Source organism: Stenotrophomonas hibiscicola ATCC 19867, assembly GCF_000382065.1.
Taxonomy (GTDB): Bacteria; Pseudomonadota; Gammaproteobacteria; order Xanthomonadales; family Xanthomonadaceae; genus Stenotrophomonas; species Stenotrophomonas hibiscicola.
This window is the reverse complement of sequence record NZ_KB907500.1, coordinates 501,087-517,671: the sequence shown is the minus strand read 5'-3', so window position 1 is coordinate 517,671 and position 16,585 is coordinate 501,087. Positions and strand designations below refer to the sequence as shown.

Genomic DNA, 16,585 nt, shown 5'->3' with positions numbered 1-16,585 from the left:
CGCATTGGGTCACAGACAATGGGGAATAACGACTTAATCCCCTCCGTCCCCTTTTTTGATTGCCGCTTCGATGGTGGCGATGTCGATCTTCTTCATCGGCATCATCGCGTTGAAGGCGCGCTTGGCCAGTGCCTTGTCCTGGCTGGTCACCGCTTCGATCAGCATGCGTGGGCTGATCTGCCAGGAAACGCCCCATCGGTCCTTGCACCAGCCGCACTGGCTCTCCTGGCCACCGTTGCCGACGATCGCGTTCCACAGGCGGTCGGTCTCGGCTTGGTCCTCGGTCTGGATCTGGAAAGAAAATGCTTCGCTGTGCTTGAACGCGGTGCCGCCGTTGAGGCCGACGCAGGGGATGCCGCAGACCGTGAATTCGACCGTCAGTACGTTGCCTTCCTTGCCGTCCGGGTAGTCGCCCGGGGCGTGGTGGACAGCGCTCACCGCGCTGTCGGGAAAGGTGTTGGCATAGAAGGTGGCGGCCTCGAGCGCGCCGTTGTCGTACCAGATACAGATCGTGTTCTTGTGTGCCATGGTCGGGCTCCGCAGCGGACGAAGGCGCAGCGATAGCACGGGCGGTGTTAACCCGGGATCGTGCTGCATCCGCAAAAAAAAGGGCGCCCGAAGGCGCCCTCTGCATCCCCAGCGTGACGGCTGGCTCAGCGCCAGACCTTGATCTGCTCGGCTTCGCTGCGCTGCATCGGCTGGCCGGCCTTGCAGCTGAAGGTGGCACCGAAGGCCGGCAGGTTGGCCAGCGTGCCATTGCTGCGCCACAGGCCCGGCGCGCGGATGTCGGCGGTCAGGCGGCGCGCGGCCTCGTTCGGCGACAGCTGCTGCGCCCACAACGTCGACCAGGCGCGGAAGAAGCCCTGCTGCTGTGCCGGCTTGGCCTTCGGCTCCTGCGCGGTGTATGCGGCCCAGGCCAGTTCCAGGCCGGCGATGTCGGCCAGGTTCTCTTCCTGGGTGAGCGTGCCGTTGACCTTGGCACCCTTCACGCCCGGGAAGTCGTAGGCGCTGTACTGCGCGGCCACGCGATTGCCGAGCAGGGTCCAGGCGGTCTTGTCGGCCGGAGTCCACCAGCTGCGCAGCTCACCCTTGGCATCGACCAGCGCGCCCTTGGCATCGATCGCACGGGTCAGTTCATGGCCGACCAGACCACCAAAGCTGCCGAACTTGTCGGCGGCGTCGGCCTTGGCGTTGAACACCGGGCCCTGCAGGATCGCGGCGGTGACGATCAGGCGGTTCTGCGCCAGGTCATAGGCCAGCGACGGCTGCTGCGGCAGCACGTCCCAGCGACGGTCGGCGTTGCCCTTGCCGATGCGCTTCATTTCCTCGCGATGGCGCCAGGTCGACGCGATCAGCATATTGCCACCGAACGAGCCGCGGCCCATCGGCTGCACGCTGTAGTCCAGGTCGCGCAGTGGAGTGCCGATCTCGATCTTCAGCGCAGCCAGCTTGGCCTGCGCTTCGGTCTTGGCTTCGGCACTCATCCAGCTGCTGTTCTTTACCGCCTCGATCTGTACTTCGCGCACCTTGTCGACGATCCATGCGGCCTGGCGACGATCTTCGGCCGACAGGTAGCGGGCGGCGTACTCGCGACCGACCATCGGGCCGGCGGCCACATTGATTGCATCCAGCACGGATTCCCAGCGCTGCGGCGGCAGGGTCTGGCCACGCAGCACACGGCCACGGAATTCGAACTCGGCGTCGCGGTAGGCCTTGGACAGGTACGGCGCCATCGAGTCGCCCACGCGCCAGCGCAGGTACGCCTTCCACTGCTCCGGCTTGAGCTTGGTGACCATGCCATCGAGCTGCTTGAACAGGCCCGGGTCGGCCAGCGAGACCAGGTCATCGTCCACGCCCTGTGCCTTCAGGAACGCGTCCAGCTGCAGGTTGCGGTAGCGGCTGTTGAGCTCCTTGGTGGAGATGGGCGCGTAGTTGTTGAACGGGTTGTTGATGCCGGCCAGCGACTGCGCATTGCGTGCCAGTTCGGTTTCCAGCGCGATCACCGCCTGCGACTCGGCATCCAGCTTGGCGGCCGGGGTACCGGTCAGCGCCAGGATCTGCTTGACGTAGTTGCGGTAGCGGCCCATCAGCGCCACGGTGTCGGCGTCGGTGCGGGTATAGAACGCCGGATCCGGCAGGCCCATGCCGCCCTGCATGAAGTAGCCGATGTGACGATCCAGCGCCTTCAGGTCGACGTCCGGGCCGAAGTTGAAGGCCACCGGGATGCCGACCTGGTGCAGCGCGGCGATCGAGGCCGGCACATCCTTGGCCTTCTTGATGGCGTTGATGCGGGTCAGCAGCGGCGCAATCGGATTGGAGCCGTCTGCTTCCACGGCGGCTTCGTCCAGGCCACTGGCCCAGAAGTCGCCCAGCAGCTTCTGCACATTGCCCTGCGGCGACTTCATCGCGGCGTCGAGCAGTTCACGCTGCTGCTGGCGGCTGCGGTCAACCAGCTGTCCCAGCGCGGTGACGGCGCCGGTCTGCGGCACCGGGTTGGCCTTCAGCCAGCCTGCATTGGTGGCGTCGTAGAAGTCGCTGCACTGGGCGCTGACGGCCGGAGCGCGTGCGGCCTTCTTCTTGGCGGCGAACGCATCGTGAGTCGGGACCAGGGTCGCCAGGCTGATGCCCAGGGCGATGGCAAGCGGACGGAAGTTGGGCATGTGGAACGAATCCGTGATGGATTGAGGGCGCGCGCACTATAGCAAGCCGGACATGGGCGCGGGATGCACGCGTCGCGGTGCATTCGCCGACCAAGGTCGGCAGTTACCGGGAAGCGCCGGGATCAGTAGATCCACGCCATGCGTGGATGAAAGACACCCCGGAAAAACAAAGGCCCGGGAATTCCCGGGCCTTTGCAGGTCTGCAACAGCGTCAGCCAGGACTTACCAGATCACCACCTGCTGCTCGCCGGTGCGGGCCATCGGCGAACCGGCCTTGCACTGGAACGCGGCCGCGAAGGTCGGCAGGTTCGACGGTGCACCCATGGCGCGGAACTGCGCCGGGGCGTGCGGGTCGGTCGCCAGGCGGACCTTGGCGTTCTCCGGGGTGTACTTGGTGCGCCACACGGTGGCCCAGTTGAAGAAGAAGCGCTGGTCGCGGGTGAAGCCGTCCACCTTCGGGTCTTCCTTGCCGGCGCTGGCCTTCTGCAGGGCATCGTAGGCGGTAGCCAGGCCGCCCAGGTCGGCGATGTTCTCACCCAGGGTCAGGTGGCCGTTCACCGCCTGGCCGTCGACCTTGTACTGGTCGAACTGCTTGACCAGCTTGCCGGTCAGGCCTTCGAAGTTCTTCTTGTCAGCGGCGGTCCACCAGTCTTCCATGTTGCCGGTCGGCCCGAAGCGCGCGCCCTGGTCGTCGTAACCATGGGTCATTTCGTGGCCGATCACCGCGCCGATGCCGCCGTAGTTCAATGCGTCGTCGGCCTTCGGGTCGAAGAACGGCGGCTGCAGGATGGCGGCCGGGAACACGATCTCGTTCTGCAGCGGGTTGTAGTAGGCATTGACCGTCTGCGGGGTCATGCCCCACTCGGTCTTGTCCACCGGCTTGCCGATCTTGGACAGGTTGAACTTGTAGTTGAACTCGTTGGCCGCGCGCACGTTGCCCAGGAAGCTGTCGCGCTGGGTCTGCAGGCCCGACCAGTCACGCCACTTGTCCGGGTAGCCGATCTTCGGGGTGAAGGTTTCCCACTTGGCGATGGCCTTGGCCTTGGTCTCCTCGCTCATCCAGCTCAAGCCCTGGATGCGTTCCTTCAGCGCGGCGGCCAGATTCTTCACCAGTTCTTCCATCTTCGCCTTGGCTTCCGGCGAGAAGGCAACCTTCACGTACAGCTGGCCGAAGGCTTCACCCGCATCGTTTTCAATGGTGCCCAGCACGCGCTTCCAGCGCGGCTTCTGTTCCTTCTGGCCGTTGAGGGTCTTGCCGTAGAACTCGTAGTTTTCCTGCACGAAGGCATCGGCCAGGTACGGCGAGGCGCTGTCCACGGTGTGGAAGCGCAGGTAGGCGCGCCACACCGACGGGTCGGTATCGCCCAGCGCCTTGCTCACTTCCTCATGGAAGGCCGGCATGGCCAGCGAGAACTTCTCCGGCGCGGCCACGCCCTGCGACTTGAAGAACTCGGTCCAGCTGAAGTTCGGGGTCAGCTTGTCGGCATCGGCCAGGGTGACCGGGTTGTAGTACAGCTCGACGTTGCGCGACAGCTCCACGCGCGACTTGGAGGCCTTGGCCAGGCGGGTCTCGAACTTGACCACGTCCTCGGCCTGCTTGGCGGCGTCGGCAGCGGCGACACCGGACAGCTCCAGCACCTTGGCGACGTGCGCCTGGTAGGCCTTCAGCTTGTCGGCATTCTTGGCGTCGGTGTAATAGGTGCTGTCCGGCAGGCCCAGGCCGCCCTGGCTGGCGTAGGCCATGTTCACGGCCGAGTTCTTGAAGTCGGCTTCGGCACCGAAGCCGAACAGGACGTTGTCGCCCCTGGCCGCGCTGGTGCGCAGGTAATCGGCGATGGCCGCCTTGTCCTGCAGGCCGTCGATGGCGGCCAGGTCGGCCTTCAGCGGCTCGATGCCCTGGGCATTGATCTTGGCCTCGTCCATGCCGGTGGCCCACAGGTCGCCGACGATTTTCTCGATGTGGTTCGGATTCTTGACCTGCGCCACCTGTTCGGCCAGCTGGTGCTGCACGGCCACCGAGCGCTCGTCGAGGATGGTGAACGCACCCCAGCTGGTGCGGTCGCCCGGAATTTCATTGGCGGCCAGCCACTTGCTGTTCACATAGTCGCCGAAGGCGCCGCAGGCGTCCTTGGTGGTATCCAGATCGCTGGGCTGGAAAGCGTTGTAGGCCGGCAGCTTGCTTTCGTCCAGCGTGTAGTTGGTGGCTTCGGCCGCGGCCGGCGTGGAGGCGGTGGCGTCCTTGGCCGGGGTTTCAGTCTTGCCGCAGCCGACCAGCGCGGCCGAAACGGCCAGGGTCAGCAGCACGATCTTGGGAGTACGGGTCACTTTGATGGCCTCCAGGCCGAGTGAGTCAGGGAAAGGCCGTGGGACGGCCGTGGGCCGAACGATACGCCGCCGGCCAGACCTGCAAGGGTGTCGAAGGTCATGGCCGGGTGCAAGGGGGCCGCTTGGTGGCCCGGAAAAGACAGACCCGGCAAAAGCCGGGTCTGTCGGGTGTTGCGGTCAGCGGTGGATCAGAACTTGTACTTCAGGCGCACGAACGGGGTGCGACCGTAGTAGTCGTACTGGGTGGCGAACGGGTGGGTGTTGCCGTAGCGCGAAGAGTAGACGCTGCTGGAGATCAGCGGCGGCTTGGCATCGAACACGTTGGAGACGCCCACCAGAATCTGCCAATCGGCCTGCTCGTAGCTCACCGAGGCGGTGTGATACCAGCGGCTGCCAGCGGTGATGTCGCGGTAGGAATTCGGACGGCCCTGATAGGTGAACGTCTCCAGCAGGTCCGGGTCCTTGGTCGACGCGATGTACTGGGTCATCCAGTTGTAGGTCCAGTCGCCACGCTCCAGGCTCAGGCCCAGGTTGCCGACCAGGTCCGGGCGACCGAAATCACCCAGCTGGTCCGACGAGGACAGGCCGCTGGCCGCTGCGCTGTCGAACAGCTCGGCGGTGTCTTCAACCGTGTAGGTGACCTGCGAGTCCAGCGAGAACTTGCCGAAGCTGAACTCGTGTTCCCAGTTCAGGGTCAGATCCCAGCCGCGGGTGCGCTGGCGGTTGATGTTCAGGTACTGCGCATACACCTCGGTGATCATGTTCGCGTTGGTACCCGAATTCGGATTACGACGCATCAGGTCGCAGTAGCGGTTCGGATAGGTGGTCGACTCGTAGCAGCCTTCCAGGATGGACGCTGCACTCAGCGCGGTGATCTGGTCGCTGACTTCGTAGTCGAAGTAGTCGATCGCAACGCTCAGGTCAGCAAATTCCGGGGTGAACACCAGGCCGATGCTGCGTGCACGCGAGGTTTCCGGCTTCAGGTCGCCGCCAGCGCCGCCACGAGTGAAGACGGTGGCGCTGCTGTTGCCTGCGGCGGTGTAGTCGCCCGGGATACCGGCAGCGGCGCAGTTGGCAGCAGCGTTGCTGTTGTTGCCTTCAGCCCAGCGGATGCAGGGATCGATCGCGGTCTGCGCCTGGAAGCCGGTCTGATTGCCAAGGTACAGCTCATACAGGCCCGGTGCACGGTAGGAGGTACCGATGGTGCCGCGCAGGCGCAGCGACGGGATGATCTGCCAGTTGACACCGAACTTCCACACCTTGTCCGAACCGGACACCGTGTCGTACTTGAAGACGCGGGCCGAGCCGTTCAGCGACAGCGACTCGATGCCCGGAACTCCCTTGAAGACCGGCACATCCAGTTCGACGAACGCTTCCTTCACCTTCTCGTCGCCCTTGGTGCGACCGGCGGTGGTCGAACCCCAGATGTCGGCAAAATCGGCACCCGGCTGGTCGTCGATCTTGTAGTTGCGGTACTCGACACCGACGGCGGAAGCCACGGCACCGGCCGGAAGATCGAACAGCTCACCGCTGAACACGGCGTTGACCGTGGTCTGATCGTAGGTGGTCTTGCCCTTGGCCCAGACGCCGAGGATCGAGACCAGCTCGTCGACCTTCGAGCCATTCAGATAGCCCGGGTCGAAGTAGTTCGCAGCTGCAGTGCCGGTACCCGGACGGCCGATGTCGCCGCTGATCGAGTTGCGGATGCCAAGGTTGCTGTACTTGCCACTGGAGTGGCTGTAGTTGGCATTGACTTCCCAGCCCCAGGTGCTGCTGCCGAAGCCGCCATCGAACTTGTTGGCGAAGTAGTAGTAATCAACTTCGGTCTCGGAAGCAGACTTGAACGGCAGCACCGGCTGAGCGCGGGTGGTGGTGCCGGGGATCAGCACTGTCGGGAAGAACTGGCGCCACGAGAAGTTGTCCGTGGTGCGGTTGTTGTAGAGGAACTGGGTCTTCCAGTTGAACGAATCAAAGCCGAAGTCAGTGGCAAAGTAGACCGTCTTGCGCTCTTGGCGGTTGATGATCTGGGCTTGGCCGTAAGCCTGGAAGTTGTACGGCTCCTGATACGTCGCCACGGGGTTGCCGTTGGCATAGGTCTGGTTGGCGCGCGGACGATAGCCCGGGAACGGGCCAACCGTGCTGCCATCGGTGCTCGGCACGTAACGGACGGAACCGACGTCGATGACGTTGTGCAGCATGTTCTGGCAGTTGGCCAGGTTGGTGCCGGCCAGGATGGAGCGGTCGACGCGGTCGATGCGGTTGCCCTTGTCGTCCCAGACGATATCTTCGGCGCACTTGAAGAAATCGCGGTCACCGCGGGTCAGTTCGTTCTGGCGGTACCATTCCACGGCGGCGACGATGCTGCCATTGTCGAAGTTCCAGCCGTTGGCCAGCGACGCCGAGAATACTTCACCGCCGCCTTCGGTCGGAACGCGACCGCTGACGGTCAGCTCGGGACGGTCGAAGTTCTTCTTGGTGATCAGATTGACCACGCCGGCGACGGCATCGGAGCCATAGATGGAGGACGAACCGTCCTTCACGATCTCGGCACGCTGCAGGACGGCGGTGGGCAGCACGTTCAGGTCGAACGCGCCGACCGCGCCGCGGGTACCGGCCGGGCCCGGACGCTGGCCATCAAGCAGGATAAGCGTGCGATTGGCACCCAGGCCGCGTAGCGAGAACGTCTGTACGCCGGTACCACCATTGGTGGTGAAGCCGCCGAACTGATTGGTGATCTGCGTTTCGGCGGCGCCGATCGCCGACTTCTGCAGGAATTCACTGACGCTGGTCTGGCCCTGGGCGGCATTGCGCTCGGTGTCGATGGTGAACACCGGCGAGGTGGTTTCATAGTCCGCGCGACGGATCAGGGAGCCGGTGACCGTAACCTTGTCAAGATCAGTGGCCTTCTTGTCAGACGTCGAAGCACTTGACGCCGCTGCTTCCTCGCGGGTGGATTCCTGGGCCAGCACCGGGGCTGCCTGCAGGCAGGCAATCACTGCCAGAGCGAGCGGCAGGCGGCTGGGCGTAATAAGGCGGTTGGTCTTGCGCATTGTGTCGGATCCCCACTTGTTATGCTTCGGTTAACGGAGTGTATGTACGGCGTAAAGTAAATGCAACATGAACATTACCCGTATGTAACGCGCTTTTGCTAATGGCGTATTCATGTACCGGTGGGGAGCTGGAGAGCTCCCCAGCTGCGTGGACGACGGCAGGGTGCCTCCCTGGGCGGCCTACAGGCCGCCTGGGCCGCAGTCCTTGGCCAGGAAGTCGGCCATCAGCGGCAGCGTGGCCCGGTAGTGGCTCGGGTACCACGGCATGCTGTGCGGCATGTCGGCGATCAACTCGAACTTCGCCGGAACCTTGCCCTGGACTGCGTTGTAGAACGATCGGGCGTGGAACGCCGGAGTACGTACGTCACGATCTCCGACGTAAAGCAGTACCGGGATGGTCGCCTTGGCCGTGTTCTGTATCGGGTCCATTCCCTTGACGGTCTGCCCCTGCAGGATGCGCTGCAGGCGGTTCTCGCTCCATGACATGCCGACTCTGCCGAGATCGGTGACGGGCGCTCCGGCAATGGCACACTGGAAAGGCGAGGGGCTGCGGACCGTGGCTGCAGCGGCTGCGAAGCCGCCATAGGAGTACCCGAAGATGGCCAGGCGGTCCTTTGCGGCGATGCCCTGCTGCACCAGCCACGCAGCCGCATCGTCATTGTCGTCCTGCATGGTCAGCCCCCACTGCCTGTCACCCGCGAGCCAGTGGTCGCGTCCAAAGCCGGTTGAGCCTCGATACTGGGGGCGGATGACAGCGTAGCCACGCGAGGTGAAGTAAGGCACCCAGCCAGATGCATCCCAGCCGGCATAGTCACGAGCCCATGGGCCACCGTGCGGGTGCACGAGCGCTGGAAGTGGTTCTCCCCCTTCCTTCCAGCCCGCAGGCAGATCAAGGATGGCGGGAATCTTTCGTCCGTCGCGGGCGGTATAGGTGACCCAGCGTTGCTGGCCGATCTGCCTGCCATCGATCCAGGGTCGCTCACTGCCCAGGGTGGTCACCTGTTTGCGGTCGCTGAGTATGTGATAGGTCGTCGGCGTGTCGGCACTGTTGGTGGTAAAGAGCACGCGGGAGAGATCGTCGTTGTAGCCGGTGATGGCGACGTACTTCCCCGGATAGGCCTGTTTGAGGCCGTCGAAGAGGGCCTTCATCTGCGGATCGACATAGATCGCTTCGCGCCGCGGCCCATCCACATAGAAGCCCAGAACCTGATTGAAGTTGCTGGGTTTGCTGCCGAGGATGAGGCCGCTGATCGGATACTGCGGGTGGGCGGCCAGCGGCTCCTTGTCGAAGGTCTGGGTTGCTGGGTCGTACAGGCGGGCCTGCACCTGCTCGGAAAATCTGTCGGTGAGGATGTAGAGCTTGCCGGTCTGGTCATCGATGCCCGCCACGTCCATCGTGTAGCGTTCGCTGAGCTTGGTTGTCAGCGCATCGTGCTTCTCGAACTTTCCGCTTGCCTTGTCCTTGATCAGGATCTGCTGTTCGTACTCGCTCGACCCGGCCGGTTCGATCTGGGTCCTTGTCAGGAGTTCGCCGCTGCGGGGATGGAACAACCCGGGCGTCGAGCGCGCGTCGCCACGGAAGAGCAGCTCGGTCTGTCCGGTCTTGAGATTGAACAGGTAGTAGCCTGCCGAGAACGTTGACTGATTGATCTGTGAAATGATGACCTTGTCAGGGTCCATTGGGAGCGAGTGAACCAGTGACGCAGTTCCCGCCAGTTCCAGGCAGCGTTGTGTCTGTTCGCTGATGCCAAGCTTGCGTGAATTGTCGGCGAATGCTTCGTCGAACTTGGTCTGGGAAGTGTCGGTCAGGTAAGCCTTCGATAGGAAAGTCTTGGTGTTTCCCACCGAGTTGCCTTCTCCACAACCGGCCAGCTGCGCGGTAAGTTCCTGGCGGCCGATGACAAGGCTGCGGCCGGCCTTCAATGCGCTGGCGGCGATGAACTTCATGCGGTCGCCGGAGGGCGTGATGGCCACCGGGCCTGCGCCGAGATTGTCCAGGTTCCAGTTGGCGAGAGCGGTGTCACCGTTGTTGCTTCCCGGGGCAGCGATGATCGCAACCAGCTGTTTGCCATCGGGGCTCATGGTGACCGATTGGATGGCGGGAATCTTGGCGAAGTCGTCGACCGGCAGCGGTGTAGCCAGCGCCTGGCCCACGGCCAGGCCCAGCAGCGTAGCAGCAGCGCCCAGATGGGCGAAGAGGCGTGTGGCTTTCATGTACAGGGCATCCTTGGCAGTTTGACTGGAAGATGACCTGAAGATGAACGAGGGCGCCCGGTTCGTCAACTTGGCGTGAAATCTCCAACTCTGGCCGGCCCTGGTTGCGTTCCAAAGCAGAAGGCCCCGCTGGAGCGGGGCCCTTCTGCAACACAAGTGGCGTCAGCGGATCAGCGGCCACCGAACTCGTACTTGGCCTGCACGTAGATGGCTCGCCCGTAGGCGTTGTACAGGTAATTGTTGTACGGCTGGCCACTGGTGCCGGCGAAGCTGAAGCGCTGGTTGTCCGGCATCCTGTTGAAGACGTTGTTGACCATCAGCGACAGGGTCAGGTTGTCCAGCGCGCGATAGTTCACGCTCAGGTTGTAGGTGGTGTAGGAGCCCCACTTGCCCGCCTTGTAGCCGGAGCTGTGCACATAGTCGTAGCCATTGCCCAGGTATGCCATGTAGTTCGGCGTCTTGCCGATGTAGTTGGCATACAGGGTAGTGGTCCACTTGTCCTTGGCCCAGCCGATCGAGCCGTCCGCGCGCACCTTTGCGTAAGAGTCGTACACCCACATCGCGTAGGGGTCACGCAGCAGGTCCAGGAACTCATCGCCCGGCTGCGGCTGCAGCTCGCGCTTGAGCATGTCGGTGTAGTTGCCCGAGAACTGCAACGAACCGAAGCGACCCATGTCGTGCACGTACTTGAAGCTGGCGGTCAAAGCTTCCAGGTTCTGGCGCGCAACATTCATCTTCGGGGTGTAGATCTCGTCCAGCACGCTGGATGCATCACGGGTGATCCAGTCGTTGACGTTCTGGCAGCTTGCAGAGGTGTTGTTGGCCTGGTCGTTACGGCAGTAGTACTCGGCCAGCAGCAACTGGTCCGAACTGAGCGTGTCGACCTCGTTCTTGATTTTCCAGTTGTAGTAGTCAACCGACAGCGAGAGGTTATTGATCGGAGCCCACACCACGCCCGCGTTCCAGACGTCGGCGGTGATAGGCTCCAGGTCCGGGTTGCCCGAACGCGTACCGAACACCGATACGCTGTCATACGGGCAGCCAGCGGTGTTGCTCGGGGCATACCCCAACTGGCCGCAACGGTAGTAGTCGGTGGAGCCGTTGGCATAGTAGCCACTGCGGCCCTGGAAGGCATCGGACAGGGTCGGCGCGCGGAAGGCCGTCCCGTACTTGCCACGGAACAGCAGGCTCTCGATCGGGCGGAACTCGATGCCGATGCTGTAGGTGGACTTGTCGACGGTGTTGCTGCCGATCTTGAAGGCGTCGTAGCGGCCGGATCCGGTCACGGTCAGCATGTCATGCAGCGGCAGGCGCAGTTCGCCTGTCACGGCGTAATTGCTGCGGTGGCCGGCGCCGGAGACCGCCGTGGTGCCCCAGACGCTGCCATCCATCAGGCCCGGATCGGGAGTGTAGTCCCAACCTTCGCTGCCACCCTCGACCACCACCGCCAGGCCGGCGTCGCCACCGGGCAGCTTGAACAGCGACCCGTTGGTGACCTGGGCCCGGGCCAGGTTCTGCCAGGTACGGCTCTGGCTGTAGCTGTAGCCGGTGAACGTCTGGAAATCACCTGCCGGCAGTGGCGCATAGAACGCTTCCCAGTTCGGGCTGTAGATGTTGTAGCCAGTGCTGGTGGTACCCAGCACCGGGCCCAGCACACGCTGCTCGAAGTAGTCGTTGATCGGATCGTTCCAGCGCACGAAGTTGCGCTCGGTCAGCTTGTACTCGCCACGGGTGAAGCTGACGCTGTAGTCCCAGTTGCCGGCCGTGCCGCGGCCGCCCAGTGTCACCTGGTAGGCCTTGTTGCGGTCGGTGTTCATGATGTCGCGGTAGCCGGCGCCGCCGATGTCTTCCGGGGCGAACACGCGCTGCAGGTTCATGTACTGGCCGCTGGCCTGGTCGTAGAAGCGACCCCAGCCGGACGAGGTGCCCCACCAGGTGTAGTTGGAGCCGGTCGCATACTTGACCTCTTCCAGGCTGTACAGCGCATCGCCGAACAGCTGCAGGTTGTCATTGAGGTCAAAGGTGGCAGAGCTGTAGATCTGTGCGCTTTCCTTGCCGTTCTTGATGGTCTTGTAGCCGGTGCCGTACACCGAGCCGCATGCCTGGCCGGTCGGGCGGGTGCCCAGTACGGTGGTACCGTCGAACTGGCCCGCCACGTTGGCGCAGAGGTTCGGGTCCATCATGGCGTAGCGGTTGTTGGCGGCCGGCAGCAGCACCAGGAAATCGTTGGAAACGTACTGCGGGCTGTAGCCGTCTGGATTGTTGACCTTGGTCAGGTCGCGCTGGTAACCCCAGATCGGGCTGGTCTTTTCGTACTGCACGTTGACCAGCGCGTGGAAGCGGTCATCGACGCCATTGAACCCGTGTGCGCCGCTCAGGCGGAAACTGTTGCCACCGCCTTCGCTGTAGGCGCCGCCACGGACGTTGAGAACGCCGCCGTCCATGCGTTCCTTGAGGATGATGTTGACCACGCCGGCAATCGCATCCGAGCCATACAGGGAGGACTGGCCACCCGGCAGGATCTCGATGCGCTCCACGATGTCGATGGGAATGCCGCTGATGTTGTTGAACGTATCGCCGCCGTTGTACAGCGCTGGATACGAAAGCATCGGGCGGCCATTGATGAGGTACTTGGTGTAGCCCGGGCTGAGGCCGAACATGCCGGCCGCTTCGGCGCCCTGGGTGAACGAGGCCGAGGTCTGGCCGCCCTGGAGGCCGCCCGTGGACAGTGAGGACTGCTGCAGTACGTCGGCCACACTGGTGAAGCCGCGGGTCTGGATGTCCTCGGCGGTGACGGTCAGGACCGGCGTGTGGTTCTCGATTTCGGTCTGTGGAATCAGCGAGCCGGTGACGGTGACGCGGTCAAGCTGGGTCGGTGCGTTGCCGCTTTGCGCCAGCGCGGTACCGGAGGCGAGCAGGGTGCCAAGCAGGGCGAGGGTCAGTGGGTGGCGCAGCGGCGTGGAGCGATGGCAAGACATGATGGATCCCCGTATGAGCGTTGTCGGCTGGCTGACGTCCTCCCTGACAGCTTTCATGATTTGTTCAGTTGCAATCCATTCAGCTGGACCGTAACACGGCGTTCACGTAGACAAAATAGTCCAGTCACAACAACAGGCTGGCTTTCTCTGAAAAAGTTCTTTTAAATCAAAAGCTAAGGCTGCTTGTTTGGGAATGTTTCAAAATGTTGCGCTGCGGAACGGTGTTGTTCACTTTTACATTCAATATATAAATCAATAGCTTACGTAATGACCGGCATGCTAATGAAATATTAACAAATGGTGAGGATGTGGATTCGTGCAACATTTGTTAAAAAAAGGCCCCGCCGAAGCGGGGCCGTTGGTCCAACAGACGTGTGCTGCTTACTTCCCGCCGAACTCGTACCTGGCCTGCACGTAGACGGCGCGGCCGTAAGGGTTGTAGATGCTGCTGTTATAGGGAGCGCCGACGTTGCCGGCGTAACTGTGTGCCTGACCGTCGGGCATCTTGTTGAACACGTTGTTGACCATCATCGACAGCGTCAGGTTGTCCATCGCCTGATAGTTCACGCTCAGGTTGTAGGTGGTGTATGAGCCCCACTTGCCGGCCTGGTAGCCGGACGGATGCACGTAGTCGTAGCCCTTGCCCAGGTACGCCATGCGGTTTGGCGTCTTGCCGATGTAGTTGAAGTACAGCGTGGTAGTCCACTTGTCCTTCGCCCAGCCCACCGCACCGTCGGCACGCACCTTGGCGTACTGGTCGTAGTTCCACATCGCGTACGGGTCGCGCAGCAGGTCCAGATACTCATCGCCCGGTTGCGGCTGCAGCTCGCGCTTGATCATGTTGGTGTAGTTGCTGGAGAACTGCAGCGCGCCGAAGCGGCCGATGTCCTGCACGTACTTGAAGCTGGCCGTTACCGCCTGCAGGTTCTGGCTGGCGATGTTCATCTTGGGCGTGTAGATCTGTTCCAGCTTGCCGGCGCCATCGCGGGTGATCCAGTCGTTTACGTTCTGGCAACTGGCCGAGGTGTTGTTGGTCTGGCCATTACGGCAGTAGTACTCGGCCAGCAGCAACTGGTCGGAGCTGAGCGTATTGACCTCGTTCTTGATCTTCCAGTTGTAGTAGTCCACCGACACCGACAGGTTGTTGATCGGCGCCCACACGATGCCGGCATTCCAGACGTCGGCGGTGATCGCTTCCAGCTCCGGGTTGCCTGACTGCTCGCCGAACACCGATTCATTGGCATAGGGACAACCCACCGTGTCGCTGGGGTTGAAGCCGAGCTGTCCACAGCGGAAGTAGTCGATCGAACCATTGGCGTAGTACCCACTGCGCCCCTGGAACGCGTCGGACAGGCTGGGCGCGCGGAAGGCGGTGCCGTACTTGCCACGGAACAGCAGGCTTTCGATCGGGCGGAACTCGATACCGATGCTGTAGGTCGATTTGTCGACGGTCTTTTCGGCGATCCTGAACGCGTCGTAACGTCCGGAGGCGGTCACGGTCAGCGACTCCAGCAGCGGCATGCGCAGCTCGCTGGTCACCGCGTAGTTGCTGCGATGGCCGGCACCGGCCACCGAGGTTGTGCCCCACACGCTACCGTCCAGCAGGCGCTGGTCAGGGGTGTACGACCAGCCTTCGCTGCCGGCTTCGGCCACCACGGCCAGTCCGGCATCACCACCAGGCAGCTTGAACAGCGAACCGTTGGTGATCTGCGCGCGGCCCAGGTTCTGCCAGGTGCGGCTCTTGTTGTAGGTGAAGCCGGTGAAGGTCTGGAAATCACCGGCCGGCAGCGGCGAATAGAACGCGTTCCAATTGGGGCTGTAGATGTTGTAGCCGTCGTCGGTGATGCCCAGTACCGGGCCCAGCACGCGGTCTTCGAAGTAGCTGTCGATCTCGTTCGCCCAGCGCGCAAAGCTGCGCTCGGTCAGCTTGTACTCGCCTCGGCTGAAGCTGGCGCTGTAATCCCAGTTGCCGAAGTTGCCACGCCCTCCCAACGTGACCTGGTAGGCCTTGTTGCGATCAGTGCTCATCGTGTCACGGTAGCCGGCGGGACCGATGTCCTCCGGCGCGAACGCGCGCTGGAGGTTCATGTATTCGCCGCTGGCCTGGTCGACGAACGCACCGAAGCCGACATCACTGCCCCAGAACGCGTAGCCCGAACCGGCGTTGTACTGGACCTCCTCCAGGCTGTACAGCGCATCGGCGAACAGCTGGAAGTTGTCGTTGACATCAAAGGACATCGACGAATAGATCTGGCTGCTTTCCTTGCCGTTCTTCAGCGTCTTGTAGCCAGCGCTGAAGGGCGAGCCGCAAGATTCACCGACCGCGCGCGTGCCCAGTACGGTGGTGCCGCCGAACTGGCTGGCCACGTTGGCACAGCGGCTTGGATCCATCATCACGTAGGCGTTCTGCTGGTCCGGCAGGTAGACCAGGAAGTCGTTGGTCGGAACCTGTGGCGTGTAGCCACGGGTGTTGTTCTGCTTGGTCAGGTCGCGCTGGTAACCCCAGATCGGACTGCTCTTCTCGTACTGCACGTTGACCAGCGCATGGAAACGGTCATCGAAGGCGTTGAAGCCATGCGCGCCACTGACTCGGAAATCGTTGCCGCCACCCTCGGTGTAGGCGCCGCCGCGCACGTTCAGTACGCCGCCGTCCATGTGGTCCTTGAGGATGATGTTGACCACGCCGGCGATCGCGTCCGAGCCATACAGCGACGATTGGCCGCCCGGCAGAATCTCGATGCGCTCGACGATGTCGATGGGGATGCCGCTGAGATTGTTGAAGGTGTCGCTGCCGTTGTAGAGAGCGGGGTAGGACAGCATCGGCCGCCCGTTGATCAGGTACTTGGTGTAGCTCGGGCTGAGGCCGAACATGCCTGAGGCTTCGGCGCCCTGGGTGAACGAAGCTGAGGTCTGGCCGCCCTGCAGCCCGCCAGTGGTCAGCGAATTCTGCTGCAGTACTTCGGCCACGCTGGTGAAGCCGCGGGTCTGGATGTCCTCGGCGGTAACAGTCAGGACCGGCGTGTGGTTCTCGATCTGTGTCTGCGGGATCAGTGAGCCGGTGACGGTTACGCGTCCGAGATCGGTGGGCGTGTTTTCCTGGGCGAGCGCGATCGCGCTGCTGCCGGCCAGGATCAGGCCGCTGAGGACGGCGCGGGTGAGCGGGTGACGCGGGAAGCCATTACGAGACATGCGGTACTCCGTGTGGTCGTGAGAAACGCGTTTTCCCTTTCCTGGGAACTCATGGATGGTTCAGCAGCCTTCAAAACCAGAATGGCGGCGTTTTTCGAACGTAACACACGCTTAACCTGATTTGCGCGACTTTGTAATGTGTTGAGCTGGGGCTGGCCTTGAATAATAT

Annotated in this window: 7 protein-coding genes; all 7 read right to left on the bottom strand. The window is 62.8% G+C overall.

Going from position 1 to position 16,585, the window contains the following annotated elements; translation table 11 throughout:
* Positions 1–33 precede the first annotated feature (33 nt).
* Positions 34–528 (bottom strand): VOC family protein, encoded by a 495-nt coding sequence (locus G370_RS0110890; protein ID WP_019660625.1) that lies wholly within the window; start codon positions 526–528, stop codon positions 34–36.
* Positions 529–653: 125 nt separating this feature from the next.
* Positions 654–2,660, bottom strand: a complete 2,007-nt coding sequence (locus G370_RS0110885) for a M13 family metallopeptidase (protein WP_019660624.1) — start codon at positions 2,658–2,660, stop codon at positions 654–656.
* Positions 2,661–2,882: 222 nt separating this feature from the next.
* Positions 2,883–4,985 carry a M13 family metallopeptidase gene (locus G370_RS0110880; protein WP_019660623.1) on the bottom strand — a complete coding sequence of 701 codons (2,103 nt, stop codon included), beginning with the start codon at positions 4,983–4,985 and terminating at the stop codon, positions 2,883–2,885.
* A 188-nt stretch (positions 4,986–5,173) separates the two neighbouring features.
* Positions 5,174–8,035 (bottom strand): TonB-dependent receptor domain-containing protein, encoded by a 2,862-nt coding sequence (locus G370_RS0110875; RefSeq protein ID WP_019660622.1) that lies wholly within the window; start codon positions 8,033–8,035, stop codon positions 5,174–5,176.
* Between the two features lie 180 nt (positions 8,036–8,215).
* Positions 8,216–10,249, bottom strand: a complete 2,034-nt coding sequence (locus tag G370_RS0110870) for an alpha/beta hydrolase family protein (RefSeq protein ID WP_019660621.1) — start codon at positions 10,247–10,249, stop codon at positions 8,216–8,218.
* A gap of 170 nt (positions 10,250–10,419) precedes the next feature.
* On the bottom strand, positions 10,420–13,227 hold the full coding sequence (locus G370_RS0110865; RefSeq protein ID WP_019660620.1) for a TonB-dependent receptor domain-containing protein: 2,808 nt from the start codon (positions 13,225–13,227) through the stop codon (positions 10,420–10,422).
* A 381-nt stretch (positions 13,228–13,608) separates the two neighbouring features.
* A complete protein-coding gene (locus G370_RS0110860; protein WP_019660619.1) occupies positions 13,609–16,416 on the bottom strand; it encodes a TonB-dependent receptor domain-containing protein in 2,808 nt (935 codons plus the stop codon).
* Positions 16,417–16,585 lie beyond the last annotated feature (169 nt).

Bases quoted from the DNA above. Each gene is read 5' to 3' on its own strand.
- G370_RS0110890 (WP_019660625.1), bottom strand. From the start codon at position 528: ATGGCACACAAGAACACGATCTGTATCTGGTACGACAACGGCGCGCTC.
- G370_RS0110885 (WP_019660624.1), bottom strand. From the start codon at position 2,660: ATGCCCAACTTCCGTCCGCTTGCCATCGCCCTGGGCATCAGCCTGGCG.
- G370_RS0110875 (WP_019660622.1), bottom strand. From the start codon at position 8,035: ATGCGCAAGACCAACCGCCTTATTACGCCCAGCCGCCTGCCGCTCGCT.
- G370_RS0110870 (WP_019660621.1), bottom strand. From the start codon at position 10,249: ATGAAAGCCACACGCCTCTTCGCCCATCTGGGCGCTGCTGCTACGCTG.
- G370_RS0110865 (WP_019660620.1), bottom strand. From the start codon at position 13,227: ATGTCTTGCCATCGCTCCACGCCGCTGCGCCACCCACTGACCCTCGCC.
- G370_RS0110860 (WP_019660619.1), bottom strand. From the start codon at position 16,416: ATGTCTCGTAATGGCTTCCCGCGTCACCCGCTCACCCGCGCCGTCCTC.